The following is a 26991-nucleotide window of genomic DNA, read 5'->3' on the forward strand; positions in this document are numbered from 1 at the left end:
ATATATTAAGCCGAATCGAACATTAATGACTCATTGGTCATTTTAAAACAAAAGAAATCCATATGTCAATTTAATAATATGGTTGTCTGGTTCAATTTCCCTCTGATCCGATAAAATAAAGCTGCCCGCAGGTTCGGGAAAACCTGCGGGACAGTCCTTATGTCTAACGTACTATGGCTGCATCAGATGACGATTCAGGAATTTCTCAATCGCACGGTACAGATCAAGCTGATTCTCGACGTTCGCGAAGCCATGACCTTCACTGGTCTTTAACATATACGGTACATCGACTCCGCGTTTGCGAAATGCTTCGACGATCTGATCGGACTCGGCTTGTTTGACACGTGGATCATTAGCGCCCTGAACCACGAATAATGGGGCCTTCATCTGATCGATGTGGAATAGTGGTGAAATCGCCGTTAACAATTCTTTATCTTTCTCGGGATCCCCTACACGTTCATAGAACAGGCTGCGCTCCGACTCCCAGTAAGGTGGCAGTGAGTCCAAAAGGGTGAAGATATTGGAAGGACCCACATAGCTAATTCCTGCAGCGTAGACATCCGGTGTGAATGCCAGTCCCGCTAGAGCAGCATATCCGCCGTAGGATCCACCATAGATCGCTACGCGCTTCGGATCAACCGTTCCCTCTTCAACCAGCCAGTTCACGCCGTCTGTGAGGTCATTCTGCATGGCTTTGCCCCACTCTTTATTACCTGCATCCAGGAATTCTTTGCCGTATCCCGTGGAACCGCGGAAATTCACCTGTAGTACGGCATAGCCACGGCTTGCAAGGAATTGAATCTCAGGATTGAAGCCCCATGAATCACGAGCCCAGGGACCGCCATGTGGAACAACAACCAGTGGCAAGTTGGAAGCTTCCGCTCCTTGAGGCAGTGTCAGATAACCATGAAGAGTCAGACCATCACGTGACTTATACGTAATAGGCTTCATATCCGACATTTTGCTCTCATCAATCCAAGGTGCGGCATCAGCCAGTTTATCGAGTTTGCCTGCTTTGGAATCATAGAAATAATACGTGCCCATCGTTTTGTCGTTATAGGCTACAAACAGTACCTGGCCTTCCTCGCTTATGCTACTGATACTAACTTCCTTACCTGGCACTTTCGCTTTGATATCCTGCATTAACGTTCTGAACTCTTGATCGAAGAATTCATAATTCACTTTATCTGTCTCATATACTGCAGCGAGAATGGTCCCCTTATCTTTGGAAGGGATAAAGCTGCTTACATCCACATCTTTATTTTCATAGATTGTTTTGGTTACCTTCTTGCTGCTTGGACTGTACTCTACAATCGCCGTTTTGTCCCGCTCCAAGTTGGAGACCGCATAGATATTTTTGTTGTCATACGTGAACATCACTGGAGCAAAGGTTTCCCCGAGTTTCGTCGTCAGTAGTGGCTCGAACTTCTGATCCTCTGACTCCCGATACAGTAACGAAGACACATTACCATCACTGGACACAGCCACACGAATTTTTCCCTCATGGTCAGTTAGCCAGCCCGTAATATTGCCTGGGTTCTCTGCCGCAAGTACAGCTTCTCCCGTCTTAATGTTAATACGGTACACATCAAAGATTCGCGGATCACGCTTATTCATGCCTACCAGAATTTCATCCGGAATATTCTCAAGTGGATCTACCAGGATGGCTCTTGTGTTAGGATACAGCGTCAGATCCTTGCTGTTCTTACCATCGATATCCGTGACATATATATGGTAATTTTCATCCCCCGCCTTATCTTGTACATAGAGCAACTTGTCATTGGTTGCCCACGCAAATCCTGCGATATTGCGTTCTGTTTCGTTCGTAATGCGTACAGGTTTATCCTGACCGTTTGCGGTAACTACGATATTCATGCGGTTATTCCACGGCTCCAGGTGTGCGAGGTGTTTACCGTCCGGTGACATCTGGAACCCTGCCTGAGCAGGCTGTTTGAAAAAGTCCTCCAGCGGTGTAAGGCCCTCTGACTTCACATCCAGCCCGAGTGCGAGATACAGCGCATCTGCGAATTCACCATGAGTCACCGATTGTTTGGCATTAAATGCGCTACCTTCGATAATAAAATGCTGTTTAACCCGTGCAGCGTCATTTGCATGCACAGCTGGAATCTGATCGGCATCACTGTATACTACCTGGATTCCATTATCCTTCAGTTCGAATGCACGTGTGAACAACGATGCCATCTGTGCACGTGTAAGTGGAGCATCCGGAGCATAGCCCTTGGCTTTCCCTTGAATGAGTCCACCTTGCTTCAGGGCGTAGATCGCAGGCGCAGCTTCGTTCTCGGGCAAGACATCTGCAAAACCTGTAAGTGACGTAGGCGTATCCAATTGAAGTACACGTTGCAGAATGATCGCTGCCTCCGCACGAGTGATCGGAGTCGTTAACTCTGTGATTTCATCTATGTATCCTAGTTGCTGTAGTGTCTGTGTCGCCTTGGAAGCAATGGCTTCCGATACAGCAGCTGTAGGTTTTACGTCTTCTGCCGCCTGTACGGCTGGTTGAATCAGAGCCATAGACATAGCCATGGTGAGCGTGAGAGCGTATACCTTTTTGCTAATGGCGTTCAAAGAATTTCCCCCTTTAAAGTGAATTACAGAATTATATGGAATTATACGTAAGTCATTTTACCATGATTAACCACAAGTTAACAGCGAGAAGAATCTCCTTGATGATGTCCATGTTCACCCTGTTATTTTGAACCGGAAAACCCATAATTGAGCAGCTTACGAGTCTCGATAAAACGTCCCTCACGAGTGTCTGTTCCAAATACAACTGAAATCAGTCTTTTGCCATCACGTTCAGCTGTCCCAACAAAATGATATCCGGAATCTTCATCATACCCGGTCTTCAATCCGTCATTCCCATCGTAAGCATACGGCCCACCAATGGAGGACAACATCCAGTTCGTGTTACTCATGTACATTCCTTTTTGATGCATTGATACTTGCATTTGGCTAGAAACTTTTAGAATCTCGGGATGGTTACTCAGCAGATATCGTGCAAGCTTGCATACATCGATAGCCGTCATTAAGGTCTGCCCTTGTATTTCCATCGGACGGTTAGGACCAAGCAACTTTTCACTGAGGCCCGTTGAATTCGTGAATTGTGTATCTTCAGACAGTCCGATCTGAGTTGCTTTTTGATTCATCTGCTGAACAAAGTTCTGCTCTGTACCACTAATATGTTCGGCAAGAGCAACCGCTGCATCGTTTGCTGAATAGACAGCTACGACCTGGAACAACTCCTGAACGGTGAATTGCTCACCTTGTTTCAAGGTCAATTGACTGCCACCCACGGAACTGGCATATAGGCTCACATTAACAAGATCGTCCCACCTTATATCTCCATTAATCACGGCTTCCATCACAAGTAGTTCTGTCATCAACTTACTGACGCCTGCCGGAGCAATCTCTTGGGAGCCGTTAAAATCCATTAAGACCTGTTCGGAGTTCATATCCATTAAGACAGCGGATTCAGCTTTAATTCCCGGTTTGCCTACCAGCATGTCCGGTTTCACACCCAAATATATAATGAGCAGCAGAGCCAGCAGCATACCTGCACGTTTCCACCATTTTTTCATAAGATGATCACCTCTTACCTATATAGACGAAGTGAAGAGGCATTTTGTCTGCACTTTTTAGAAAAAAAGTTAAATTTTTTTTATTTTTTGGTTACAAAAAAAACATGAACCCCATACACCCATGCCAGAGTGTACAGAATTCATGTTTTTAAAGACACTTTTGTTCATTCTCCCAAGAGAATTTTTTACTATAATCTAGCAACCGACATCTTAAAGGACCCCAATCCTTAATCGGTGTTAAGCTGTTCAGGTAACCTTTTCTTCCAATTTGGACACTTAGAGATAGATGCCAACTTAGAAGGATTACTCAGCTACAACTGCTTTGTCTGCATTAACTTGCAAGTCGCTCAGGTAAACGCCTGTTCCATCACCAATCGCATAGTTCATTACACGTTTGTTAACCGGTGCTACAACTGCACGATACAGTGTAGGGAATACAGGAACTTCATCTACCATGTACTGCTGCCATTGATTGTAGATTTCTTTACGCTTGTCTACATCAAATGCCTCAGCAGAGATACCTTGTGCCAGCAATTTGTCATTCTCTTCGCTGGAGAACCTGGAGAAGTTGTAGAGTGCATCGCGGCCATACAGACCGGATGGATCTACGTCAATACCAACGCCCCATGCTGCTTGATACACATCAATGTTCGGATCATCTTTACCTGTGTTACCTACACGGTCATAAAAGTTGTTGAACTCAACCATTTCCAGGTTTACTTTCAGACCAATAGCAGCCCAAGATTGAACATAATAACGTGCCAGTGGTTCAGCTGTATCGCCACCAGTCATAGACACAAAGTTGATTTCGAGTGGTGTTCCATCCGGATTCGTACGGAATTCACCATCCAATTTGTAACCAGCTTCATCAAGCAAAGCTTTCGCTGCTTCTGGATCATACGTTACACCCGGATTACTGGAATCATGGAATTCAGGGTGAGATGGTGGAATCAGGGTTGTTGCATTCCAGCGCAGACCGTTGTAGAAACGTTTACCTACTTGATCGTTATCTACAGCCATCCACATTGCTTTACGCAAGTTTTTATCGCCCATTTTTGCTTCAGCATTGCTTTTAACTTTTCCGTTCTCTTCATCCCACGTACCCAGTTTGAATCCGATGTACGTATAAGCACGATCGATTGCACCCAGGAATTCTACGTTGGACAGGTTTGCATTGGCTTTATATTGATCTGTCGGGAATTCATCCACGAGGTCTACTCCGCCAGATTTCAGTTCTTGAACAACCGTTGTCGGGTTGATAACTTTCAGAGTCACTTTGTCCAGTTTTGGAGCTCCACGCCAGTAGTCTTCGTTCTTAACATAAGTTACAGACTCACCCGGAGTGATGACATCCACTTTAAATGGACCAAAACCAATTGGTTTTTCACGTACTTCTTTGGAAGAAGACATTTTGGCTACATCCATATCTCCGAAGATATGTTTAGCCAGTGGATATGTCCATACTCCACCTGTCAGCAGGGACGGTGTGGATTCTTTATACGTAATGCTGATTTGCTTGTCGCTCAGCACTTTAATACCAGAGATTGTTTTTGCTGTTCCAGCGTGATATTCGTCCATACCTACTATACTAGTGAAGTTGGAGTCATAACGTGGTCCATCATACGCTTTGTTGCCGATTACTTCATAAGCGAATTGCAGATCTTCAGCCGTTACCGGTTTACCATCATGCCAATTTACATTGTCACGAATGGTCAGTGTGAACGTTTTGCCATCTTCAGATGTCTCATACGTTGCTGCACCATCGTTGGTATATACATAGTCTTTATCCCAAGTCAGCAAGCTTTCATCAAACCATTGAAGAACCTGTACATCCGGGTTACCGGAATAAAAATTGTAGTTCAGTGTCCCTTCAAAAGCCGTATCCGATACAAGTCCGAATGTAATCGAACCACCTTCGATCGCAGTACCTTCATTCGTTTTGACATTGTTGAAGTCATCGATGGAGTAAACGCCCTCTTCATTCGCAGGTTTTTCCTCCGTTTTTCCCTCTTCTGTGTTTGAAGATGGAGCTGGAGTAGCTGCTTCTTTCTCAGAGCAAGCTGCGAGCACCAATACAAAGACCAGCATCATCGTGAAAAATAGTCCCCGTGAAAATAATCCCTTTTTCATGAACCTTTCCTCCCTTTTTTAACCTCTTCTTTGCCTTGCATCAGTCGCACGCTTTAGGGCTTGACCGACATTATTTATACTCAACATCAATACCAGAATCAGTACCGATGCGGGTAGCCATATCCACCATCTGGATTCCAGGGTTTGCGGATTACGTGCATAACTTACTAGTGTTCCAAGACTGGGTGTACTTTCAGGAAAACCAAATCCCAGAAAAGACAACCCGGATTCAAGGCCTATATTGGAAGCGAGGTTCAATGTCATCGTTACGATAATGATTGAACTCAAGTTCGGAAGAACCTGCGAGACAACAATTTTAAAGTGGGAAGAACCGAGTGTTTTGGACGCTTTGACATACTCGAGTTCGCTCTCTTGCAGTGCCTTTGAGCGAATCAATCTGGCTATCCCCATCCATAAGAAGGCTGTCATGATCAGTGAAAATGAAACAATGTTATACTTAGGTACGGCTGTGACAAATGCGATAACCATCATCAGGAACGGAAGAATCATGAAAAAGTCTACGATCCTCATAAACAGGTTATCAATCATTCCACCGAAATAACCAGACAGAACACCAACAAGGATACCGATAATTCCCGTCATAACAGTTACTAGGATACCAATGCTTAACGAGTTACGTGTCCCAATGACAAGTTGGCCAAATACATCCCGGCCACCGTAATCCGTGCCTAGCCAGTATTGTGCAGAAGGTGGTTCATATAAGGCAAACAAGTCTACCTTAACGATTTCGTCCTGATCCAAGATTATGGAAGTCCCATATACAAGGAGGATAACAAGCCCCAAGAATATGAGGGAAACCAAGGCAACCTTATCTCTAACCAGCTCTCTCCACAATATATTCAAGCTAGAGGGGCTTTTATCAACCTTCTGTGAAGTTACAACAACATCATTGGTCTTGCTCATCTTGTTTTCACCCCGAAATCTTCAAGTTCTTACTTAATGCGAATACGCGGATCGACTAATCCTAGAATAATATCAGACAACAATGATCCCAGAATGGTAGCTATCCCGTATAAGAGTACAAGTGCGGTGACCACACTGAAATCCCTTAAAGAGATGGAATTCAGGAACAACTGTCCCATACCCGGATAGCTGAATATACTCTCAATAAATATAGTACCGCCGATCAATCCGGTAATCTCATATCCGAAAAATGCAGCGATTGGCAACAAGGAGTTCCTAAGGATATGTCTGTTGTATATACGGGACTCCGAAGCACCTTTGGCTCTCGCGGTAAGAACGAATTCTTTATGCTTGATGTCGATAATCTCGCTACGCAGGTACTGGACCGTCGAAACGGTGGAAATCAACGCCATTGATAGTGCTGGCAGTAGCAAATGGTGTATCTTGCTTACGACATAATCGAATGTTCCAGGAGTAAGACCCGGTGCCACGCTTCCTCCTGTTGGGAACCATCCAAAATGGAATCCGAAGATCCATACCATCACCAGTGCGAAAATGAACAGCGGTGCTGCAAATCCCAAGTACGTGTATCCTGTAATCAGTCGGTCAGACCAAGTGTCGTTGTAACGACCACTGATAATCCCGAGTGGGATAGCAATGAGATACGTTAAGACGAGTGTGGCCAAAGCGAGCCAGAATGTATTGGCAATCCGCTGGCCAATCAAATCCGTAACCGGCATTTTGAAGCGGAAGGATTGTCCAAAATCTCCGACAGCTGCATTCCTAATCCAGTCCCAATATTGCACATACCATGGATTGTTTAGTCCGAGTCGCTCACGTTGTTCATCCAGTGCTTTTGGATCGATACTAGGATCAAGCAGTCCGGTAAGTGCATCCCCCGGCATAGCCTTGGCCATTAGAAAGACCAAGAGACTGAGCAAAAATACCTGAGGAATCATTATGATAATTCTGCGTACTATCGTTTTCCACATATGGCCTTCAACCTTTCTGAGGTAGAGCTACTCGGTGAGTATCGGAAATGGATTGGAGCGAGTAAGCAAGTCCTTCCTCATCAAAGAAATTACGGTATGAATGTTCATACTCGGACTTAATCTGCTGACGGAAAGCTATCATTTCCTCACGCTTGGTTGGGTCCATATCCGGTATGGCTGCAATGAGACGTTTGGTATAGATGTGTTGCGGATTTTTAAAAATATCATTCGTTGTGCCCTGTTCCACATATCGACCTTTATACATAATTCCAATCTGATCACACATATGACGGATGATGCCCAGATCATGACTGATGAACAGATATGTCAGATTCAGTTCTTTTTGAATTTCCTGCATGAAGTTAAGGACCTGAGCCTGTACCGATACATCCAGTGCAGATACAGGTTCATCAGCGATAATCAGCTTCGGTTTCAATGCAATAGCACGTGCGATGCCGATCCGCTGACGCTGTCCCCCTGAGAATTCATGCGGATATTTGTAGATTGATTCTGGACTCAGACCAACCTTTTCAAGCAATTCTCTTACTTGTCTTTTCTCCTCGGTAGCCGTCAGATGCTCGTAATTTCGAAGTGGCTCAGCGATGATGTCAATAACCCGCTTCTTGGGATTCAGTGATGAATATGGATCTTGAAAAATCATTTGTACATCCCGCTGAAGCTGCCTGTTCTTCCGTCGCTCTGTAGCCAGATTCTGACCGTTAAACAGGATCTTTCCGTCAGTGACATGATTTAGCCCAATAATGGCTCTGCCTGTTGTCGTCTTGCCCGAACCGGATTCGCCAACCAAACCATAGGTCTGTCCTTGTTCAATGGAAAAGCTAACATCATCAACAGCCTTTACACTGCCAATTTCCCGTTTGAGCAATCCACCGCGAATCGGAAAGTGTATCTTGAGTCCTTCTACTTCGAGTAATGCCATTATGTTATTCCTCCTCAGCTTGGTCAGGGAAATGAAAGTGCTGGTAACAGGTACACCGCACATAGTGACCTGGTGCAATTTCATGCATCTGTGGGTTCTCTTCATGAGCCGAATCACTAATCCATGGAATTCGGGCCTTGAATCGGCACCCTTTGCGAGGGAGATTTTTGAGTGAAGGCACGATGCCTTGGATAACATGCAATTTGGATCTTTCTTCAGATAGGGTAGGGATAGAGTTCAACAGTGAACGTGTATACGGATGCTTCGCATCATTCATCAACGTGAAGATATCTGCGATTTCAACAATTTCACCTGCATACATAACTGCCACGCGATCTGCCATCTCAGCCACAACACCCAGATCATGTGTAATCAGAATAATGCCTGCGTTAATCTCATTCTTCAGATCACGGATCAGTTCCAGAATCTGTAGTTGAATCGTAACGTCAAGCGCCGTCGTGGGTTCATCGGCTATAAGTAGTTCCGGTTTGTTGGCAATCGCGATGGCGATGACAATTCTCTGTCTCATACCACCAGATAATTCGTGGGGATACTGCTTGTATATTTGTTCGGGACGTGGAATCCCTACCTGATTCAATAAGTGAATAACCTTTTCTCTCTTCTCTCTGGAAGAAAGCTTGGACTGATGAAGTGTGAGAATCTCTTCAATCTGTTCACCAATAATCATTAGAGGATTTAGTGCGGACAATGGGTCCTGAAAAATCATGGCCATTTCTTTACCGCGTAGCTTATTCAACTTGTTTGGGGAGATGTTGGCAATGTCCTGTCCTTTATAGAGAATCTGGCCTTCAATTTTTGCTTTGTTATGCAAACCCATAAGAGAGAATGCAAAAGCGCTTTTACCTGACCCGGATTCGCCTACAATCGCCAACACTTCATTTTTCTTCACCGTTAGGTTAACGTGATCCACTGCTGCGTAATAGTCATCTTCAATTCTGAATGATGTTGTTAGATTTCTGACTTCCAATAACTCTGTATTCAAATCAATCACCCTAACCCCATAATTTCCGTAGATTGTGTTCGTGTGTAGAAGAATGCATCTTCTGTATATTACCAAGTTTTTGAAGATAACGTACAATAGCTTATACAAAATACCAAATCTTTAGGAGAATCACGTTTAAGAGACGTCTATTTAGACCAATGGTCAATTAATGTTGATAATTCCTAGCGGAATTATAATAGAAAATAATTAATGTAATCATACGTGTAATTTTAGCTAACGTCAATGCTTATTTTGAGATTTTTGGTATAAATGTTTTTTATCCTACAGTTTTGGAATTAGTAATGTTATAAAGGCATTTGGCAAGGGGTTTGAGAGATCTTACCCTACTTTTAGCTGGGAGGTATATCTGATCAATTGATCGTTTCAACACACACCTTACATAATTATTACATTAGATGTATACGTATATGTTGAATTAAGTAGTAGGAATCTCTAATTTAATGTGAGGTAAATGTTACATCTTTGACTGTTAACTATTCTCGAACGATAGCTTAACTCTATTCAATTGGAGTCCTTACTGTTATAATTGATATAATTAGTACGGCTAAAGTAAAAAATCTAGTTATTATAGTATAGTTTCATTTATTTGCTAATGTAAAGACCAAATTGTCATCTTTTATCATTTATTTTACAAAAGAAAGGAAAAAGCCCTGCAAAATGCAGAGCTTTTCTAATATTTATTCATATAAGTGTATATATAATACCTTTTTACTGAGTATCTGGAGGTCTTTTACCACGTTTTAACTCATTGATACTGAGACCAAAATCCATCTGTAAGTGAGGATAATCTGGGAAGTTAGCCCAGTCACCGCCCCACGTGAAACCTAACTCTTTCGCGAGTTCCACAACTTCCATCCAGTCTGCCTTGCCATTCCCGTTATCATCCCGTTCCATATCCCATACCACATCACCTTCAGGCGTTCTTAGTGCAAAATCAATCGCTAAACCATAGTTATGATATGACTCACCGCCACGTGCATTAGTAACGATATTGCCTGCACTTGAGCGTCCTTGGTTAAACAATGCATCTTGCTCATCGGAACTTCGGTAACCGTGGGTTATAACGATCTCTATTCCACGTCTGGCTGCCTTGCGTACCAATAATTCCTCATTCTCTGCCACTACAGGGTGAAGACCCGTAATTGGCACAGCATCTTGGATCGGTGTCACTGGCCACATGTTATCGATATCACCTTTTTGTTGTAACCATACATATATAATGGAAAGTATAAGAGTAGCTACAATCCAGGTTTTCAAACTTTTATTTTTTTTCTGTTTGCTTTTACGTTTTGAAGTATTCATATCCACTCCTGGTGTTTATTCTGAATGACAGCCATTCCTGCTGCCTGGATCTTTTCAGTAGATTAGACTCTATTATAATTCATTTGAGCCTTAAATGCTTCCATCACCACAGTATTGAATTCTTTCATTGGTTAGAGTGGACATGTTATTTCTATTTATACATACAAAAAAGCAGCCGGCTATAAGCCGACTGCTTCGTATGCAAGCTGAGTAAAAACTACTCAGTTGTGTATGGCAATAATGCGATTTGACGGGAGCGTTTGATTGCAATCGTCAGCATGCGTTGATATTTAGCGCTAGTACCTGTTACACGGCGTGGCAAAATTTTTCCACGTTCGCTGATAAATTTACGAAGCAAGTCCGTATCTTTATAATCGATGTGAGTAATTTTGTTAGCTGTGAAGAAGCACACTTTACGACGTTTATTACGGCCGCCACGACGTGCCGGTCTTTTATCGTTGTCTCCGCCTTCTCTTTGCTTGAAGCCCATGCTTTTCAGTCCTTTCCTATCATGTAACCCATATCTCCTAAGAGTATCAGTTCATGTTAAAATGGCAAATCATCATCCGATATATCAATCGGTTTTCCGTCATCGGAAAAAGGATCCTGATTGTTGCTACGCGAATTATTGTTATTGTTCGCGCGTCCGCCGCCTCCATAAGAAGGCTCTTCACGCATTGGTTGCCCACCGCCGCCACCGCTATTATCACGGTTAGCTGACTCCAAGAAACGGACATTATCGGCAATGACTTCGGTCACGTATACACGTTTTCCTTCGTTATTCTCGTAGTTCCGTACTTGAATGCGTCCTTCGACTGCAGCCAGGCGTCCTTTGCGCAAGTAGTTCGCACAGGTCTCGGCAAGCTGTCTCCAGGTTACGACCGGAATGAAATCGGCTTCCTTTTCTCCCCCTTGGCTTGTAAACGGTCTGTCCACTGCCAAAGTAAATTGCGTAACTGCTACTCCTGCTGGAGTGTAACGCAACTCAGGATCCCGGGTTAACCGGCCGATCAGAATGACACGGTTCAACAATGTAATCCCCTCCTTCAGAGCGTATTGGTGCGTTAATCACGAGTTGTCTTAAGCAGACTTAACGTCGTTAGTAATGAGATAACGAATTACTTCGTCAGAAATCTTCATGAGACGCTCAAGTTCAGTTACAACTGCTGGTTCAGCAGTGAAGTGTACCAGAACATAAAAACCATCACGGAATTTCTTGATCTCATACGCAAGACGGCGTTTACCCATAACGTCGTGAGCTGTAACTTCACCACCGCCGTTGGAGATGATGCCTTGGAATTTATCGACTGTAGCTTGAACAACTTCTTGCTCAATGTCAGGACGAATAATGTACATCACTTCATATTTGCGCATAATTTTCACCTCCTTATGGACTCTGGCCCTCAATCTATGTTGAGAGCAAGGAACGAGCACAAACTCGAACTATATTAATATAACAAATACTGAGCCAAGTTGCAAGCAAACGTTCCCTGTACATATTGGCACATGATCACGACAGCTATAGAGCACACTACAGAAGCAACGACGAAATACACTTTACGGAGGAGGTTATATCATGGGTGAAAGAACTGAATTTGAACCAGGAGACAAAGCCCCAAACGATGGGGAGTATACCGAGGTTGGCGAAAAAAGTTTTCACACAGAGATTAACAATCCAAAACGAGTAACGCTACAAAAGGGCGAAGCTTTTCCCGAGACAAGCAATCATAATCGCAAGTGGAAGAAGCTGACCAAAGCCCGCGTCCACTAATCAAAGTTTTTTTCAGCTCCATGTATATAAACCGGAATAAAGAACATAATACAATCAGGCGGTGCACGAGAGAGGTGTGGTTCCGTTGGACAACGAAGCCGATCATTCGCTGTTGGAGATTCATCACGTAATTTAAGAAGCAAGTGGTTGTGTGTTGTAAGGCCCTTCGTCTGAAGCACGCGTATTGCTACGTGCAGTATACCAAGTTTCTGATTGTTACGACCGATTGTTTCCTAACAAACAAATGCACCGCCGGACAGAGAGCCCTTCGGGGCTCTTTGTTTTTATACAAAGTTACACAAAAAAAACCTTCCTAATGGAAGGTCTTCTTAACGATCTTTTATTAAACTCAACAAGAATTGAGTAAATTGTAATTGAAGTGGCGGAAAGGGTGGGATTCGAACCCACGCACGCTGTGACACGCCTAACTGATTTCGAGTCAGCCCCCTTGGGCCTCTTGGGTACCTTTCCGCAGCAATATTGATTATAGCATGATCATTTAAAGAACGCAACACCCATGCGGGGTCTGCATGTAAACGTTATTACGAGCACTACATCCTGAAATATTGTGACATCAGGATTCTGTGGAATCTTCGGCTGAGCGCAATACCTTTTTCATGTTTTTTTCAAATTTCGCTCTTGGAATCAACACACTGTGTTTACATCCAACACACTTGATCCGAATGTCCATTCCCATTCGAATGATCTCCATTTCATTACTGCCACAGGGATGTTGCTTCTTCATCTGCACGATATCCCCAAGTTGGAAACTTTTACGCTCCACCAGTGCCACCCCCCTCATCTTTCTCCAGAGCTACTGCCTGTTCCAATGCTACCTGATTGCTCATCTCATGATACTCCAGTGTTTTTTTCACATCGCCCTGAATCTGACGTTCCACAGAAGCACGAGAGTTAGGCATACATTCAGCCACAATGCGTACCACATACTCTGATGTAGACATCGACTGAATACCGAGCACATCCGGGACCTTCACAATATTCAGATCACGTTCCTCGATCCCAACCAAAGATTGTTTCACCAGGTGTACAGACTCATCCAGACTCAAGTCTGCCTTCATCGGAATATCCACTACAGCTAGCGAATTGGACATGGAGTAGTTCGTTACACTTGCAATCGCCCCGTTCGGGATAATATGCACCTCACCTTGCCAGCTGACCAGTTTGGTTGTTCTGAGTCCGATCACCTCAACCGTTCCCTTGTAGGTTCCCGTCTGAATAACATCCCCCACCGCGAATTGATCCTCTAATATAATGAAGAAACCCGTAATAACATCTTTAACCAGCCCCTGTGCACCAAAACCAATGGCAAGTCCGAGCACACCGGCACTCGCCAGCAGCGGTCCAACTTGGATATTGATCTCTGATAACAGTAGCAGAATCATAATAAAATTACATGTTATGGAGGTCGCATTTTTCAACAGTTCCCCTACGGTTACGAATCTGCGGGGATTTACGCGAATCTTACCTTCCTGCTTGCGTTCCATGGAACGATCTATAATTCGAAACACAACCTTAATGACAATACGGGTGATGATAAAAATAATGATAATCCGGATTGAGCTGAACATAATATTAAGCCACATATCAGGATCTGCAATTTTGTTCCAGACTTTATCCGTCCAACGAAGAGCTTCATCAACAGCCGCTGCCGTACCGCCCCCACCAGCCCCTTGAGCTAACTGAAATGGCAACATCCTTCATCTCTCCTCTACATCGGTATGTTATCATAGCTGTCTTCTGTTTTGAAATAGAGGCCTCGGATCTCTACGAACTCGTTACGAATGATCTTCTGCACTCGCTCCAGGTCCTCTTTTGGAAACTGGATACATAGAGCACAACCTGCTGTAATTTCTTTTGGCGTAGGGAACAAATCGATCTCTATCTCGGCAAACTCCAGCAGCATTTCAGCACGCAGTGCCTGCTGGGTTGAATCAAACGCTATCAGCATCCAATCGTTAATCCATTCGTCCATGTCCGGCTCCTTTCACCATACGTCCAACCCTTGAGAAAAAGCTTGTCCTCGTGAAGTATAAAACGCTCTACCTTTCCATATACTGTTACTACTATTCCAAGGGAAAGGATAGATCCTATGAATCCTACTTCGCGTTCCTTTTCATCACAAGACATGACCAGTTTGAAAATCCCCCATACCGATCCAGGCATTCACTCAGCCATTACCCATCGTTTAATGTTCCATCTCTATAAAGCCCATTCTCTGCAAAATGTAGTGATCGTCTGCATCGGCACAGATCGCTCAACAGGCGACTGTCTTGGTCCTCTGGTCGGATCTGCACTTTCCAAGTGGGACAGCCCTTTATTTCATCTGTATGGTACCTTGGATGAACCAGTCCACGCAATGAACCTTCAGGATACGCTCCACAATATACAGAAAACACACCATAACCCTTATGTGATTGGGATTGATGCCTGTCTTGGTCAGTCATCCAGTGTAGGATGCATTCAAGTCGTGAATGGCCCACTCAAACCCGGTGCAGGGGTAAATAAAGAATTACCGCCGGTCGGCGATATCCATCTGACAGGTATCGTTAACGTCGGCGGCTTTATGGAATACTTTGTCTTACAGAACACACGGCTTAGTCTCGTCATGCGCATGTCTGAAATTATATCCAGCAGTCTGTATTCGGCCATTCGGGAATGGCACACACGTTCTACTCTGCTTGCTGTGCCAGAGTAATAGCTTCCTTTTCCTCTGGGGACAGAGTGTATGTGGACTCTCCCCCTTTAAGAGGTTTTGCATATACGTAAGAACCGTCCCGGTTATATATCCCCGTAAGGATCATCCCATCCTGGCTATCATTAATCATGGCCATCGAGAAGCTCAGATCACTGCCACGCTCTCCGTAAGCATTGTATCTTTTCACGCCAACTTTACCTTGAATTCGGGTCAGCTTTTGCATGACAACTTGCAGCTGATTCGTTTGCAGTTTGTGTTCATCCTCGATGCTGTCCATCTGAATTTTCAGATTAATCAGCAATGATTCCAGGTCCTCCACTCCACTGCCAGCCATCATGGCTTCATATTTACGTTTAAACTTTCGTAACTTTGCCCCTTGAGCAATACTTACAATCAGCAAGATCACTGTAAGTAATGCCATTCCGCCAATAATCCATAACAGCTGTTCCAGAATCAGCTCGTTTAATTCAGCCATGTAAGTGCAACTACCCCTCTATATTTTTGATCAGATTACGTCTGTCTATAATACTATCATTCATTATTAATCAACCCGATATTCAAAAGCTTAATCAGGCAGTGCTGCGTCAAATGAATACGTCATTTTAACTCTAATCTAGTCTAGTCTGCCCCTGTCAATTCCAACACTGCCTTAACGAGTAAATCCACATGTTCTCTTGAAGAGTTGTATCCCACACTAGCCCTTACCGCTCCGGTAGCGGTTGTGCCAGCAGATTCGTGAGCAAGCGGTGTGCAATGAAAACCGGAGCGAACTGCAATGCCATAATTCCGGTCTAATCGGAAAGCAAGTTGTGCCGAATCATACCCTTCCACAGTAAAAGATACTAACCCGGTACGGGGCTGTCCCATCTCCGGACCTAGCATCCGAATGCCTTTAACGGAAGATAGCCCATCCATCATATGTTGGGTCAGTTCCCACTCGTGTTGGTAGATGAACGCCGGTGTCATCTCAAGCACATGTTTCACACCCGCATTCAGCCCTGCAATCCCGACAGTATTGGGTGTTCCCGCCTCATACCGATCAGGACGTACCTTGGGCTGCTCCAGAGCTTCTGACTGGCTTCCTGTTCCCCCATGAAGCAAAGGCTGCACATCCAGCTCAGGCGCAATGTACAGGCCACCTGTTCCCTGAGGACCAAGCAGTCCCTTGTGCCCTGGAAAAGCCAGCATATCGATGCCCAATTGTTGCACATTCACAGGCATAACCCCAGCGCTCTGAGCCGCATCTACTAGTAAGATCGCCCGATGTTTACGGCATAGGAGCGATACTTCTCCAATAGGAAGAATACTGCCAAGCAGATTGGAACTGTGTGTACAGACCACCAACCTGGTATTTGAACGAAACATACGTCCCATTTGCACCAAATCGATGGCTCCCGCAGTGTTTACAGGTACATAATCAATCTCTACATTTCGCGATCTGCGCATATACTCTAGTGGTCGTCTGACTGAATTATGTTCAGCCATGGTAGCAATGACATGATCGCCTTCGCTAAGCAAACCTTGAATAGCCAGATTCAGAGCTTCTGTCGTATTTGATCCAAATGCAACATCATTCGCATTCTTGATGCCAAACATATCAGATATGGATCTTCTGGCCTCGAAGAGTACACGACTTGCCTGAACAGCCATCCGGTGACTTCCTCTGCCGGGATTGGCCCCTGCAATCTCCAATGCACTCAACATAGCTTCACCGACAGCAGGTGGTTTGGGCCAAGATGTTGCTGCATGATCCAGATAGATAATTCCCTCCACCTCACAACCACCTCTGTCCCATAAATTAGTTATTCACCTGCACGTATTGCATAGATCACCCTGTAAACAAAGAATGACATATCGTTTCTCCATGGTACAGAGCGATATGTCATGACATGAGTAAGCCCCGCATGTTGTTAATGAATCATCGACACGACTATTATTGCAATAATTCCAATAGCCGCTCCAGATCCTGTTGACTGTAGTAGTTGAGCTCAATTTTACCTTTATCTTTATTGTGCTTGATTTTCACTGTTGTTTTGAAACGTTCACGCAGAGATTCTTCCACCGTATCGATGAATGGATCTTTCTTTTTCAACTTCGATTTGGCTTTAGCCTCACCTGTTTTGGAGCGATCCAGTTGTTGAACAGCTTCCTCCAACTCACGTACACTCCATTGCTGATCAATGGTTTGTTTGGCAAGTTGCTTCACCACGACTTCATCTTTCACACCCACGATCGCACGAGCATGTCCCATAGATAATGTTCCACGTGAAACATGGTCTTTTACTTCTTCGGGCAATGATAACAGACGCAAGAAGTTAGCAATGTGAGAACGTGATTTACCTACTTTTACAGATAACTCTTCCTGAGTCAACGCGAATTGGTCCATTAACCCCTGATAAGCAACTGCAACTTCCATGGCATTCAGATTCTCCCGTTGCAGATTCTCGATCAACGCAATCTCCATTACCTGCTGGTCACTGAAGTTGCGGACTACAGCGGGTACAGTCGCATTCCCACAATATTGCGATGCTCTGAACCTTCGTTCTCCGGCAATAATCTCGTAACCTCTTAAAACAGGACGAACAATAATAGGTTGTATGACACCATGCTGCCGAATGGACTCAGCCAGTTCATGTATTGCACCTTCATCAAATACCTTACGTGGTTGATAAGGGTTAGCCCGCAGTTGACTAATCGGGATTTCTACGACTTTATCATCGTCATTAATTGAAAGCGAAGGAATGAGGGCATCAAGACCTTTTCCAAGCCGCTTACTCATAAGAAATCACTTCCTTTGCGAGCTCTAAATACACTTCCGCCCCTCTTGACCGAGGGTCATACGTGATAATGGATTGACCATGAGATGGTGCTTCGCTAAGCCGTACGTTACGCGGAATAATCGTTTGATATACTTTTTGTTGAAAATACTTTTTCACTTCTTCAATAACCTGGATCCCCAGATTGGTCCGTGCATCAAACATCGTCAGCAATACCCCTTCAATCTGCAGGGATGTATTCAGATGCTTCTGTACCAGACGAACTGTATTAAGCAGTTGGCTTAATCCTTCAAGTGCATAATACTCACACTGAATCGGAATGATCACCGAATCGGAAGCGGTCAACGAATTGATCGTCAACATACCAAGGGATGGTGGGCAATCGATCAGTATGTAATCATAGTTTTTTTTCACTATGGCGAGTGATTTTTTCAGGCGGACTTCCCGTGATATCGTGGACACCAATTCGATCTCGGCTCCGGCAAGCTGAATCGTTGCAGGTATGATATGAAGGCCTTCAATCTGAGTCTCCACAATCGCTTCTTGAGGAGGAACCTCATTAATAATGACATCATATATACAATTAGCCACATCTGCTTTATTGATTCCGACTCCGCTGGTTGTATTCCCCTGAGGGTCAATATCGACAAGCAATACTCTTTTCCCGAGTGAAGCCAGTCCTGCACCCAAGTTAACAGATGTCGTCGTTTTCCCCACACCGCCCTTTTGATTTGCTACGGCCATAATCTTAGACAATTACTTCACCTCAAATAAAATAGGAGTCTTTTCTGTAGGTTGTGAGATATATTGTTAACAAAAAGCAGGTGGCTATCGTCCACACAAACAACAACTACCGTTCCATCCGTATACCGCTCTTTAAAATTTCAGACCTAACTTGCTTTATAGACATAAAAAGCGGCTCATTGCCGTCATAAGCTTCAATTATTTGCGTTTTGGAATATGGATAACGATCTCATAATGATCCTCATGGTCTGCTTCTTTTGTTTTGATATCCAGACCAGAGCCAGTTACCATATCAATGGATTGGCGAATCGTATTAAGTGCGAGTCTTACATCCTTGGTAAAGGAAACGCGTTTTGACTTTTTGATCTTGGAAGATTCCTTGTAGAAGGCAACTCGCGCCTCAGTCTGTTTCACATTCAATTCTTTTTCGATAATCTCACCGAGCAACTTCATCTGCAGTTCTTCCGTATCGAGAGAAAGTAATGCTCTTGCATGCCGTTCAGAAATTTTGCGTTCCATCAAAGCGGCCTTAATGCCTTCCGGGAGCTGTAACAACCGAATTTTGTTGGCGATGGTTGACTGGCTTTTGCCAAGTCGTTGTGCAAGACTCTCCTGTGTCAGTTGATGCAAGTCGATCAGCTTCTGATAAGCAACGGCTTCTTCAATTGAAGTCAATCCTTCACGCTGCAAGTTCTCAATCAGTGCAATAGATGCGGCCTGAGAATCGTTGAATTCACGTACAATAGCCGGAATCGTATCCAAACCCAGTTTTCGAACTGCACGCCAGCGACGTTCCCCGGCAATAATCTCATATGATCCATTTCGCACGCGAACGACAATAGGCTGAATTACACCATGTGTTTTGATCGTCTGCAACAACTCATCAATTTTATCATCATCAAAAATAGTACGGGGTTGATATGGGCTGCTCACAATTTCATTAACCGGAATCTGTTTGATCTCATCTCCGTTATTGCGCTCCGCCAAACCAAACAACTTCGAAAATTGTTCTTTCATTCCGCAGATTACCACCTAGTTTCGTAATAGCTCCCACAGTCTTTGCAGGTGCTTCTTATTCAATAAGCGACCCTTCACATGCATCGTTCTTGGAATAAGTTTTGCCTTTCATAACGCTTCCTGTCATGCAACATTGAACGCATATCCATCTATCTATACATAAACTCTATGATCACTGTAACCCAGGATCGGATACTTCTATTCTATCATCTTTTCTATCATAATCCTATGCTTACCTATTCTTTAAACTCTGCTAATTTTCCTGCTTTTTCTTTGTGAATATTGGGAATATGACGACTTGTACACATTCAATTTCTTAAAATGTTCATGAGCTACTATGCGTTAAATTTATCATTACTCAAGATTTAAGGGATATGTAATATGGAGTATCTGTAATGTTGATCCATTTCTTCATTTTAGGAAACAAAAAAAAGAAGATGTTTCACGTGAAACATCTTCTTTATCCGTGTCTGAAATTTCATTTAGTTTTTACTGACTTCAAAACCATGACGCCTATACCAGTGGAGTCTTCATTGGAGTTCCTGGTTTGCGCGGATACTTATAGGGTGTCTTATCGAATTTCTGGATCAGGATGATATGACGCTCTGATTCTTCAACCGGTAGCTGGAAAGGATGAACGGCTTTTACCCGTCCTTTCAACTGATTGAAGCTGAACTCCGCTTCCTTCATTTCATCACGCGGGTCTCCGCCCTTCATCGCAGCGAACATTCCACCTTTGCGAACAAACGGAAGACAAAATTCATTAAGCACAGCCAGCTTGGCTACTGCACGCGCCGTAACGAGATCGTAACTGTCACGATACCCTTCTTTGCGTCCAATCTCTTCAGCACGGCCGTGTACCAACTCCACATCAGTCAGACCAAGGATATCTACTACATGTTGCAGAAACCCAATACGTTTATTCAGCGAATCAATGATCGTTAACTTGATGTGCGGGAAACAGATTTTCAGGGGTAACCCAGGAAAACCTGCTCCCGAACCAATGTCAGCAAGCTTATTCACTTTGGTCATGTCTGTATAAAAAGCCAGCGATACCGAATCATAGAAATGCTTTGTATACACTTGCTCACGATCCGTAATCCCAGTCAGATTCATCTTTTCATTCCAGGATACCAGTTCCTTATAATACAGTTCGAACTGCTCCAACTGGAGTTCTCCCAGTTCCAATCCATGTTTTTTCAAGCGCAGCTGAAGCTGCCGTTGGATATCGTCCATTATTGTCCCCTTGCTGCGGTTACACGGTTATAATGCTCCAGGTAGACCAGCAGAATGGAGATGTCGGCAGGAGTAACTCCAGCAATACGAGAAGCCTGACCAATTGAGATTGGACGAATCGTAGCGAGCTTCTGCTTGGCTTCCATAGCAAGACCATGAATCTCATCATATACGATTGTGTCCGGAATTTTCTTTTTCTCCATCTTTTGCAAACGTTCCACGTGGATCAATTGTTTCTCAATATAACCCGCATATTTAATTTGGATTTCAACTTGTTCTTTCATATCTGCTGTCAGTTCTACCTCAGATGGTGAGAGCTGCTCAATCAGGTCATACCCGAGCTCTGGACGACGCAGCAAGGTAAGCAACGTACTTCCATCCTGAATAGGTGTAGATCCGTACTCTTCCAGCTTCGCGTTCACTTCAACCGGGCGAGCTTTAGCCACTTTCAGACGCGCAACTTCCTGCTCGACTTTCGCCTTTTTATCCAGGAATTTGGCATACCGTTCTTCAGGGATCAGTCCAATATCATGTCCGATTTCCGTCAAACGCATATCTGCATTATCATGACGAAGCAACAGACGATACTCGGCACGTGAAGTCAACAGACGATAAGGTTCATTCGTACCCTTTGTTACCAGATCATCAATCAGCACGCCAATATAACCTTGCGAACGATCAAGCACAATTGGCTCTTTGTCTTGTACTTTACGTGCAGCATTAATGCCAGCCATAACGCCTTGTCCAGCCGCTTCTTCATAACCCGAAGTACCATTAATCTGTCCCGCTGTAAACAGACCTGGTAGACGTTTAGTTTCAAGTGATGGCCACAATTGTGTAGGCACCATCGCATCGTATTCAATCGCATAACCGTTACGCATCATTTCCACTTTTTCCATACCCGGAATGGAGCGCAGAACCGCAAGCTGAACGTCTTCTGGAAGACTCGTGGACAGCCCCTGCACATAATACTCGGATGTGTTTTTGCCTTCCGGCTCCAGGAAAATCTGGTGTTTCGGTTTGTCGCTAAACCGGACAATTTTATCCTCAATGGATGGACAATAACGAGGCCCAGTCCCTTCGATTACACCTGAAAACATCGGTGCACGATGCAGATTATCAGTAATAATCTGATGTGTTTCCACAGATGTATACGTCAACCAGCAAGGCAGTTGCTCATTATCGGAAGATTCTGTTTCATAGGAAAAGAACTTCGGCTCATCATCGCCAGGCTGAATTTCAGTTTTGCTAAAATCAATCGTATCCTTGTGTACACGTGGTGGTGTACCTGTTTTGAAACGGACCAGATCGAAGCCCAGTTCACGCAGGTGCTCTGACAATTTAAGAGATGGTTGTTGATTGTTCGGTCCACTCTCATACATCAACTCACCCATAATCACTTTACCGCGCAAGTATGTGCCCGTGGTCAGAACGACCGCTTTGGCCCGATACTCAGTTCCGGTCTGAGTCACGACTCCAACGCATTTTCCGTCTTCAACGATCAGTCGATCAACCATACCCTGACGCATCGTCAGATTACGTTCATTCTCCATCGTTTCCTTCATTTTATGCTGGTAGGAGAATTTATCTGCTTGAGCACGAAGCGCGTGAACAGCAGGCCCTTTACCCGTGTTGAGCATCCGCATCTGAATAAAGGTTTTATCGATATTCCGTCCCATTTCTCCACCAAGTGCATCAATCTCACGAACGACATGTCCTTTGGCCGGTCCCCCAATCGATGGGTTACAAGGCATAAAGGCCACCATATCCAGATTGATCGTAATCATCAGTGTTTTGGACCCCATACGGGCTGCAGCCAGCGCGGATTCCACACCAGCATGTCCTGCACCAACGACGATCACATCATAACTGCCGCCATCAAAAGCCATTCCTGTTTACCTCCTTATTCCGCTGCATTTGGTGTAAGCCACACAGTCGGATCATTTACTACAATAATGAAAACGAACTACTTCTAACCGTTCATCGGAACTTGCATTCCTATCTATATGAAACCAACACGTAATGGCAACAACATCATTCCATCCTTTGACAACGGGCAGAAATTGTACCTCTCCATCATACACTACGATTCAAGTCAATCCGCAGTATATTATTTTTACTTTCCTAGACAGAATTGGGAGAAAATCTGATCAATTAATGCATCATGTGCCGTATCGCCAACAATTTCACCCAAATGCTCCCACGCCAAACGAACATCAATCTGGATCATATCGATCGGAATAAACTGATCTGCCGCTTCATATGCATCCACTAGGGACTGCTTCGCTTTTTTGAGCAAAGCAATATGACGCACATTACTGACATAGGTCAGGTCGGCGGACTCCAGTTTACCACTGAAGAATAGCGTAGAGATGGCGTCTTCCAGTCGATCCACACCCAGATCATCTTTCACCGACATCGGTACAAGCCGTTCTTCCGGAATGTAACGAAGCAGTACGTCACGTTCTACCTGTGGCGTTAAGTCCATTTTATTCATAATGATTATCGATTGTCTACCGCGGATTTGTTCCAATAATTCAATCTCGTCGGGATGAAGTGGCTCCGCAGCATTCACAACCATCAAGATCAGATCGGCTTCACTTACCGCAGAACGAGAGCGTTCTACCCCGATCTTCTCTACAACGTCCATCGTTTCCCGGATACCTGCCGTATCCAGCAACTTAAGAGGGATATTATTAATCGTAATGAATTCCTCGATCACATCGCGAGTTGTTCCTGGAATGTCCGTGACGATGGCTCGATTGTCTTGCGCAAGTGTATTCATCAATGAAGATTTACCTACGTTAGGTCGTCCAACAATAGCCGTAGTGATACCTTCTCGCAGTATCTTGCCTTGCTCTGCTGTAGTCAGCAATTTATCAATTTCAGTCATAACCTGACTGGACTTTTCCTTAATAAAATCAGACGTTAATGACTCTACATCATGCTCGGGGTAATCAATATTTACTTCAATGTGAGCCAGGGTTTCCACCAATGTATATCGTAGATCACGCAGTTTGGAGGACAGCTTGCCTTCAACTTGTTTCAATGCAACCGAGAAAGCACGGTCCGATTTGGAACGAATAAGATCCATAACGCCTTCAGCCTGGGACAGGTCAATCCGCCCATTGAGGAAAGCACGCTTCGTGAACTCACCGGGTTCAGCCAGACGAATATCGAGCTGCAACAGCAGGTCCATGACTCTTTTGACCGATACCACACCGCCATGCGCACTGATCTCTACAACATCCTCTGTTGTGAATGAACGTGGTGCGCGCATTACCGTAACCAGTACTTCCTCAATCTTCTCCCCGTTAACGGGATCTATGATATGACCATAATGAACTGTATGAGATGCCGCCTGAGTTAAAGGGGTTTTGCTGCGGAAAATCTTTTCTGTCTCCGACACTGCATCCGGGCCGCTGACCCGAATCACGGCAATACCCGCCTCTCCGACAGCCGTTGATATCGCTGTGATCGTATCACTGATCATGGTTATCTCTCCTTGCTCTATTTTAAAATTGCCGCCCCAGGAGGGCGCCATATCCATTTTCAAATCAATTAATGATATAACATATGACACGCTGCTTATCGTATTAAGTTCAGTGTTTACCTATGCTACGCACCTTATCAAATTGCTTCTGTACGAAAAAAGCAATGGCTTCTGCACCGGGCAGGAAGCCATTGCGTCTTCAATTTCGTGTTATTTCGTCGTAATAACCACACGCCGATTGGGCTCTTCGCCCTTACTTAACGTCTTAATCTGCGGATGATTTTGCAGTTTAGCATGAATGACTTTTCGTTCGAGCGGAGGCATCGGCTCCAGTACAACTTCCTTACCGGTACGGATTGCTTGTCCGGCCAACCGTTCAGCCAGTTCCTCTAACGTCTTCCGCCGACGTTGACGGAAATTCTCGGCGTCGAGCACAATTCGAACGAAGCTTTCCGAGTATCGGTTCGCTACAATGTTCGTTAGATACTGAAGCGCATCCAGCGTCTGTCCACGTCTGCCAATAATCATGCCCAGGTCCTCACCCGCAATATTGAAGATATGTCCGTCCCGCTGTTTTTTGATATGCACTTCAACATCCAGTCCCATACCTGCTGCCACCTCTTTCAAGAAAGCAGCCGCTTCTTCATAGGGATTTTTAGCTGCGACACCCTCAAGTAATGCATCTACTTCAGGTACGTGTGCGGCTGGCTTGATCGGCTGTGGAACAACTTCGGGTACAGGCAATAATTTCACTTCAACTTTGGCCGCCTTCACCCCGATCAAACCCAGGAATCCTTTTGACGGCTGCTCTAACACTTGTATCTCGACCTTGTCCCGACTCACGCCAAGCTCGGTCAATCCTTGGTTTACAGCATCTTCAACGGTTTTTCCTGACGTAATGACTTTGGTCATTTCGATTTTTTGGCCCCTTTCGACCCTTTTCCAGATACGGTCGCTTTGCCACCGTTTTTGCGTTTAGCTCCATTTTTGGAAGAGCTATTCTGCTTCACGTTGACCTCAGCCACGATTTTATCATTATTCCGGTAAAGGAAATAGTTTTGCACGATCGTGTAGATGTTACTGTAGAACCAGTACAGCGGAAGTGCCGACGGGAACTGATAAGACATCACGAAGATCAAAATTGGGTATACCCACAGCATAAACTGCATCGGACCAACTTGCTGTGCAGGGTTCATACGCATCATCATCCATGTTTGAATGAATGTTGTGATGGCAGCCAGCACTGGCAAAATAAACAGGTGATCCGGTTCCCCGAGCTGGAGCCACAAGAAATCATGTGTTCTCAGACTGGAGTTTCCGTAAATTGAGTTATAAAGTGCGATGTAAATCGGCATCTGAATCAGAAGTGGCAGACAACCCGCCATCGGATTAACTTTGTTCTCCTGAAACAACTTCATTGTTTCTTGCTGAACTTTCTCAGGTGTATCTTTAAACTTGGCTTGAATCTCCTTCAGCTGCGGCTGAATCGCCTGCATGGCTTTGGAGCTACGGACCTGCTTCATTGTTAATGGTAAAATCAATGTCCGTACAATAAGCACCATCACGAGGACGGCCAGTCCATATTCACCTTTGAACCAGTTGGCGAATGTATCCAGCGCCAGTGAGAACCAGTACACAACATTGGCTTGCCAGAATGAATCACTGGTCCTCAGATCTTCGGTAGTGACCCCGGCTCCTTGTGGAGTACATCCGGCGAGTACAGTGACCATTGCAATAACTGCAATGAGGAGAATCCACTTCCCCTTTGATGTCTTCAATCGCGACACTTCATAACCCCTCTCTTAACCATTCCATTCCACCGTAAATCATACCATAATTAGGAGGACAAATAAACCGAAGCTTACCGCTTGCCCGACTTCAAGAGAGAGCCTTTGCGCATCGCATGTAGCAGGCTTTTTTCCATCTCTTTATAGGGCATGTCCAGTGCACCTTTTCTGACGATGAAAATCAGATCCATCTGCGTGACAATCTCATGCTCATGATGACGAACAATTTCCTTAATCATGCGTCTCATCCGGTTGCGTACGACAGCGTTTCCGATTTTCTTGCTGCATGATACACCCACCCGGAATTGTTCCGTATCTTTACGGCGGCAGCCATACACCACGAATTGATGATTGGCAAACGATTTTCCATACCGGTATACGCGGCTAAAGTCCGCCCGGTTTCGTAGACGCAGTCTTTTATACACGGCGCTTCTCCTTGCTGTTCTCCACCATTGTTATTGACGGAGGCCTCATTACTGATTTAGTATAGGCTTTCTTGAATAACGGTAAACTGTCTTGACGACAACTTCATTTGG

The 26991-nt window shown here is 44.5% G+C and carries 27 protein-coding genes and 1 tRNA gene; 2 read left to right on the forward strand and 26 right to left on the reverse strand.

Annotation, left to right across the window (positions count from 1 at the left end; translation table 11 throughout):
* Nucleotides 1-171 precede the first annotated feature (171 nt).
* The 11 genes from M1D71_RS29440 to rpsF all read right to left on the reverse strand — a co-directional run bounded on the left by M1D71_RS29440 (nucleotide 172) and on the right by rpsF (nucleotide 12288).
* The gene (locus M1D71_RS29440) at nucleotides 172-2589 is read right to left on the reverse strand and encodes an alpha/beta fold hydrolase (RefSeq protein WP_458124769.1); all 2418 of its coding nucleotides are present in this window, start codon (nucleotides 2587-2589) and stop codon (nucleotides 172-174) included.
* A gap of 122 nt (nucleotides 2590-2711) precedes the next feature.
* On the reverse strand, nucleotides 2712-3602 hold the full coding sequence (locus tag M1D71_RS29445) for a D-alanyl-D-alanine carboxypeptidase family protein (protein WP_458124770.1): 891 nt from the start codon (nucleotides 3600-3602) through the stop codon (nucleotides 2712-2714).
* Nucleotides 3603-3905: 303 nt separating this feature from the next.
* The gene (locus tag M1D71_RS29450; RefSeq protein WP_458124771.1) at nucleotides 3906-5732 is read right to left on the reverse strand and encodes an oligopeptide ABC transporter substrate-binding protein; all 1827 of its coding nucleotides are present in this window, start codon (nucleotides 5730-5732) and stop codon (nucleotides 3906-3908) included.
* 18 nt (nucleotides 5733-5750) lie between these two features.
* Complete coding sequence (locus M1D71_RS29455; protein ID WP_091035253.1) at nucleotides 5751-6656, reverse strand: ABC transporter permease; 906 nt, start codon at nucleotides 6654-6656, stop codon at nucleotides 5751-5753.
* 29 nt (nucleotides 6657-6685) lie between these two features.
* Nucleotides 6686-7648, reverse strand: coding sequence for an oligopeptide ABC transporter permease (gene opp4B / locus M1D71_RS29460; protein WP_458124772.1), 963 nt, complete (start codon nucleotides 7646-7648; stop codon nucleotides 6686-6688).
* A gap of 7 nt (nucleotides 7649-7655) precedes the next feature.
* The gene (locus M1D71_RS29465; RefSeq protein WP_458124773.1) at nucleotides 7656-8588 is read right to left on the reverse strand and encodes an ABC transporter ATP-binding protein; all 933 of its coding nucleotides are present in this window, start codon (nucleotides 8586-8588) and stop codon (nucleotides 7656-7658) included.
* A 4-nt stretch (nucleotides 8589-8592) separates the two neighbouring features.
* Nucleotides 8593-9591 carry an ABC transporter ATP-binding protein gene (locus M1D71_RS29470; RefSeq protein WP_458124774.1) on the reverse strand — a complete coding sequence of 333 codons (999 nt, stop codon included), beginning with the start codon at nucleotides 9589-9591 and terminating at the stop codon, nucleotides 8593-8595.
* 729 nt (nucleotides 9592-10320) lie between these two features.
* Nucleotides 10321-10914 carry a M15 family metallopeptidase gene (locus tag M1D71_RS29475; protein ID WP_458124775.1) on the reverse strand — a complete coding sequence of 198 codons (594 nt, stop codon included), beginning with the start codon at nucleotides 10912-10914 and terminating at the stop codon, nucleotides 10321-10323.
* 217 nt (nucleotides 10915-11131) lie between these two features.
* Nucleotides 11132-11404, reverse strand: a complete 273-nt coding sequence (gene rpsR, locus M1D71_RS29480) for a 30S ribosomal protein S18 (RefSeq protein ID WP_017691433.1) — start codon at nucleotides 11402-11404, stop codon at nucleotides 11132-11134.
* Nucleotides 11405-11460: 56 nt separating this feature from the next.
* Nucleotides 11461-11946, reverse strand: a complete 486-nt coding sequence (ssb, locus tag M1D71_RS29485) for a single-stranded DNA-binding protein (RefSeq protein ID WP_017691432.1) — start codon at nucleotides 11944-11946, stop codon at nucleotides 11461-11463.
* A gap of 48 nt (nucleotides 11947-11994) precedes the next feature.
* Nucleotides 11995-12288, reverse strand: a complete 294-nt coding sequence (gene rpsF / locus M1D71_RS29490; protein ID WP_036611944.1) for a 30S ribosomal protein S6 — start codon at nucleotides 12286-12288, stop codon at nucleotides 11995-11997.
* A 202-nt stretch (nucleotides 12289-12490) separates the two neighbouring features.
* Here rpsF and M1D71_RS29495 point away from each other — a divergent pair, with 202 nt between their 5' ends.
* A complete protein-coding gene (locus M1D71_RS29495; RefSeq protein ID WP_376038182.1) occupies nucleotides 12491-12685 on the forward strand; it encodes a YjzC family protein in 195 nt (64 codons plus the stop codon).
* Nucleotides 12686-13065: 380 nt separating this feature from the next.
* Here the strand turns inward: M1D71_RS29495 and M1D71_RS29500 are convergent.
* The 4 genes from M1D71_RS29500 to M1D71_RS29515 all read right to left on the reverse strand — a co-directional run bounded on the left by M1D71_RS29500 (nucleotide 13066) and on the right by M1D71_RS29515 (nucleotide 14678).
* Nucleotides 13066-13156, reverse strand: a tRNA-Ser gene (locus M1D71_RS29500).
* A gap of 103 nt (nucleotides 13157-13259) precedes the next feature.
* Nucleotides 13260-13469: a DUF951 domain-containing protein gene (locus M1D71_RS29505; RefSeq protein ID WP_036611950.1), complete on the reverse strand. Its 210-nt coding sequence runs from the start codon at nucleotides 13467-13469 to the stop codon at nucleotides 13260-13262.
* A complete protein-coding gene (locus M1D71_RS29510; protein ID WP_458124776.1) occupies nucleotides 13459-14400 on the reverse strand; it encodes a mechanosensitive ion channel family protein in 942 nt (313 codons plus the stop codon). Before M1D71_RS29510 ends, M1D71_RS29505 begins: the two co-directional genes overlap by 11 nt.
* Before the next feature lie 14 nt (nucleotides 14401-14414).
* Nucleotides 14415-14678 (reverse strand): DUF3343 domain-containing protein, encoded by a 264-nt coding sequence (locus tag M1D71_RS29515; RefSeq protein ID WP_017691427.1) that lies wholly within the window; start codon nucleotides 14676-14678, stop codon nucleotides 14415-14417.
* Nucleotides 14679-14795: 117 nt separating this feature from the next.
* On the opposite strand from M1D71_RS29515, the gene yyaC reads away from it, so the two are divergent.
* The gene (gene yyaC, locus M1D71_RS29520) at nucleotides 14796-15401 is read left to right on the forward strand and encodes a spore protease YyaC (RefSeq protein ID WP_036611957.1); all 606 of its coding nucleotides are present in this window, start codon (nucleotides 14796-14798) and stop codon (nucleotides 15399-15401) included.
* Here the strand turns inward: yyaC and M1D71_RS29525 are convergent.
* The 11 genes from M1D71_RS29525 to rnpA form a co-directional block, all read right to left on the reverse strand.
* On the reverse strand, nucleotides 15376-15876 hold the full coding sequence (locus M1D71_RS29525; protein WP_307540945.1) for a DUF4446 family protein: 501 nt from the start codon (nucleotides 15874-15876) through the stop codon (nucleotides 15376-15378). The genes yyaC and M1D71_RS29525 overlap by 26 nt on opposite strands.
* Nucleotides 15877-16019: 143 nt before the next feature.
* On the reverse strand, nucleotides 16020-17174 hold the full coding sequence (locus tag M1D71_RS29530; protein WP_458124777.1) for an aminotransferase class V-fold PLP-dependent enzyme: 1155 nt from the start codon (nucleotides 17172-17174) through the stop codon (nucleotides 16020-16022).
* 160 nt (nucleotides 17175-17334) lie between these two features.
* Nucleotides 17335-18180 (reverse strand): ParB/RepB/Spo0J family partition protein, encoded by an 846-nt coding sequence (locus M1D71_RS29535; protein WP_145324981.1) that lies wholly within the window; start codon nucleotides 18178-18180, stop codon nucleotides 17335-17337.
* A complete protein-coding gene (locus M1D71_RS29540) occupies nucleotides 18173-18934 on the reverse strand; it encodes a ParA family protein (RefSeq protein WP_458124778.1) in 762 nt (253 codons plus the stop codon). The genes M1D71_RS29535 and M1D71_RS29540 overlap by 8 nt, the downstream gene beginning before the upstream one ends.
* Before the next feature lie 186 nt (nucleotides 18935-19120).
* Complete coding sequence (gene noc, locus M1D71_RS29545) at nucleotides 19121-19939, reverse strand: nucleoid occlusion protein (protein WP_062836524.1); 819 nt, start codon at nucleotides 19937-19939, stop codon at nucleotides 19121-19123.
* Nucleotides 19940-20452: 513 nt separating this feature from the next.
* Nucleotides 20453-21175, reverse strand: a complete 723-nt coding sequence (rsmG, locus tag M1D71_RS29550) for a 16S rRNA (guanine(527)-N(7))-methyltransferase RsmG (RefSeq protein ID WP_458124779.1) — start codon at nucleotides 21173-21175, stop codon at nucleotides 20453-20455.
* Entirely contained in the window at nucleotides 21175-23064 is a 1890-nt protein-coding gene (mnmG, locus tag M1D71_RS29555) for a tRNA uridine-5-carboxymethylaminomethyl(34) synthesis enzyme MnmG (protein ID WP_458124780.1), read from the reverse strand. The genes rsmG and mnmG overlap by 1 nt, the downstream gene beginning before the upstream one ends.
* Nucleotides 23065-23291: 227 nt before the next feature.
* Nucleotides 23292-24668: a tRNA uridine-5-carboxymethylaminomethyl(34) synthesis GTPase MnmE gene (gene mnmE / locus M1D71_RS29560; protein ID WP_458124781.1), complete on the reverse strand. Its 1377-nt coding sequence runs from the start codon at nucleotides 24666-24668 to the stop codon at nucleotides 23292-23294.
* 210 nt (nucleotides 24669-24878) lie between these two features.
* On the reverse strand, nucleotides 24879-25580 hold the full coding sequence (gene jag / locus M1D71_RS29565; RefSeq protein WP_458124782.1) for an RNA-binding cell elongation regulator Jag/EloR: 702 nt from the start codon (nucleotides 25578-25580) through the stop codon (nucleotides 24879-24881).
* A complete protein-coding gene (locus tag M1D71_RS29570) occupies nucleotides 25577-26455 on the reverse strand; it encodes a YidC/Oxa1 family membrane protein insertase (protein ID WP_458124783.1) in 879 nt (292 codons plus the stop codon). The genes jag and M1D71_RS29570 overlap by 4 nt, the downstream gene beginning before the upstream one ends.
* Nucleotides 26456-26529: 74 nt before the next feature.
* Nucleotides 26530-26880 (reverse strand): ribonuclease P protein component, encoded by a 351-nt coding sequence (gene rnpA / locus M1D71_RS29575; RefSeq protein ID WP_017691415.1) that lies wholly within the window; start codon nucleotides 26878-26880, stop codon nucleotides 26530-26532.
* Nucleotides 26881-26991 lie beyond the last annotated feature (111 nt).

The sequence above is a fragment of the Paenibacillus sp. Z3-2 genome (assembly GCF_054161325.1).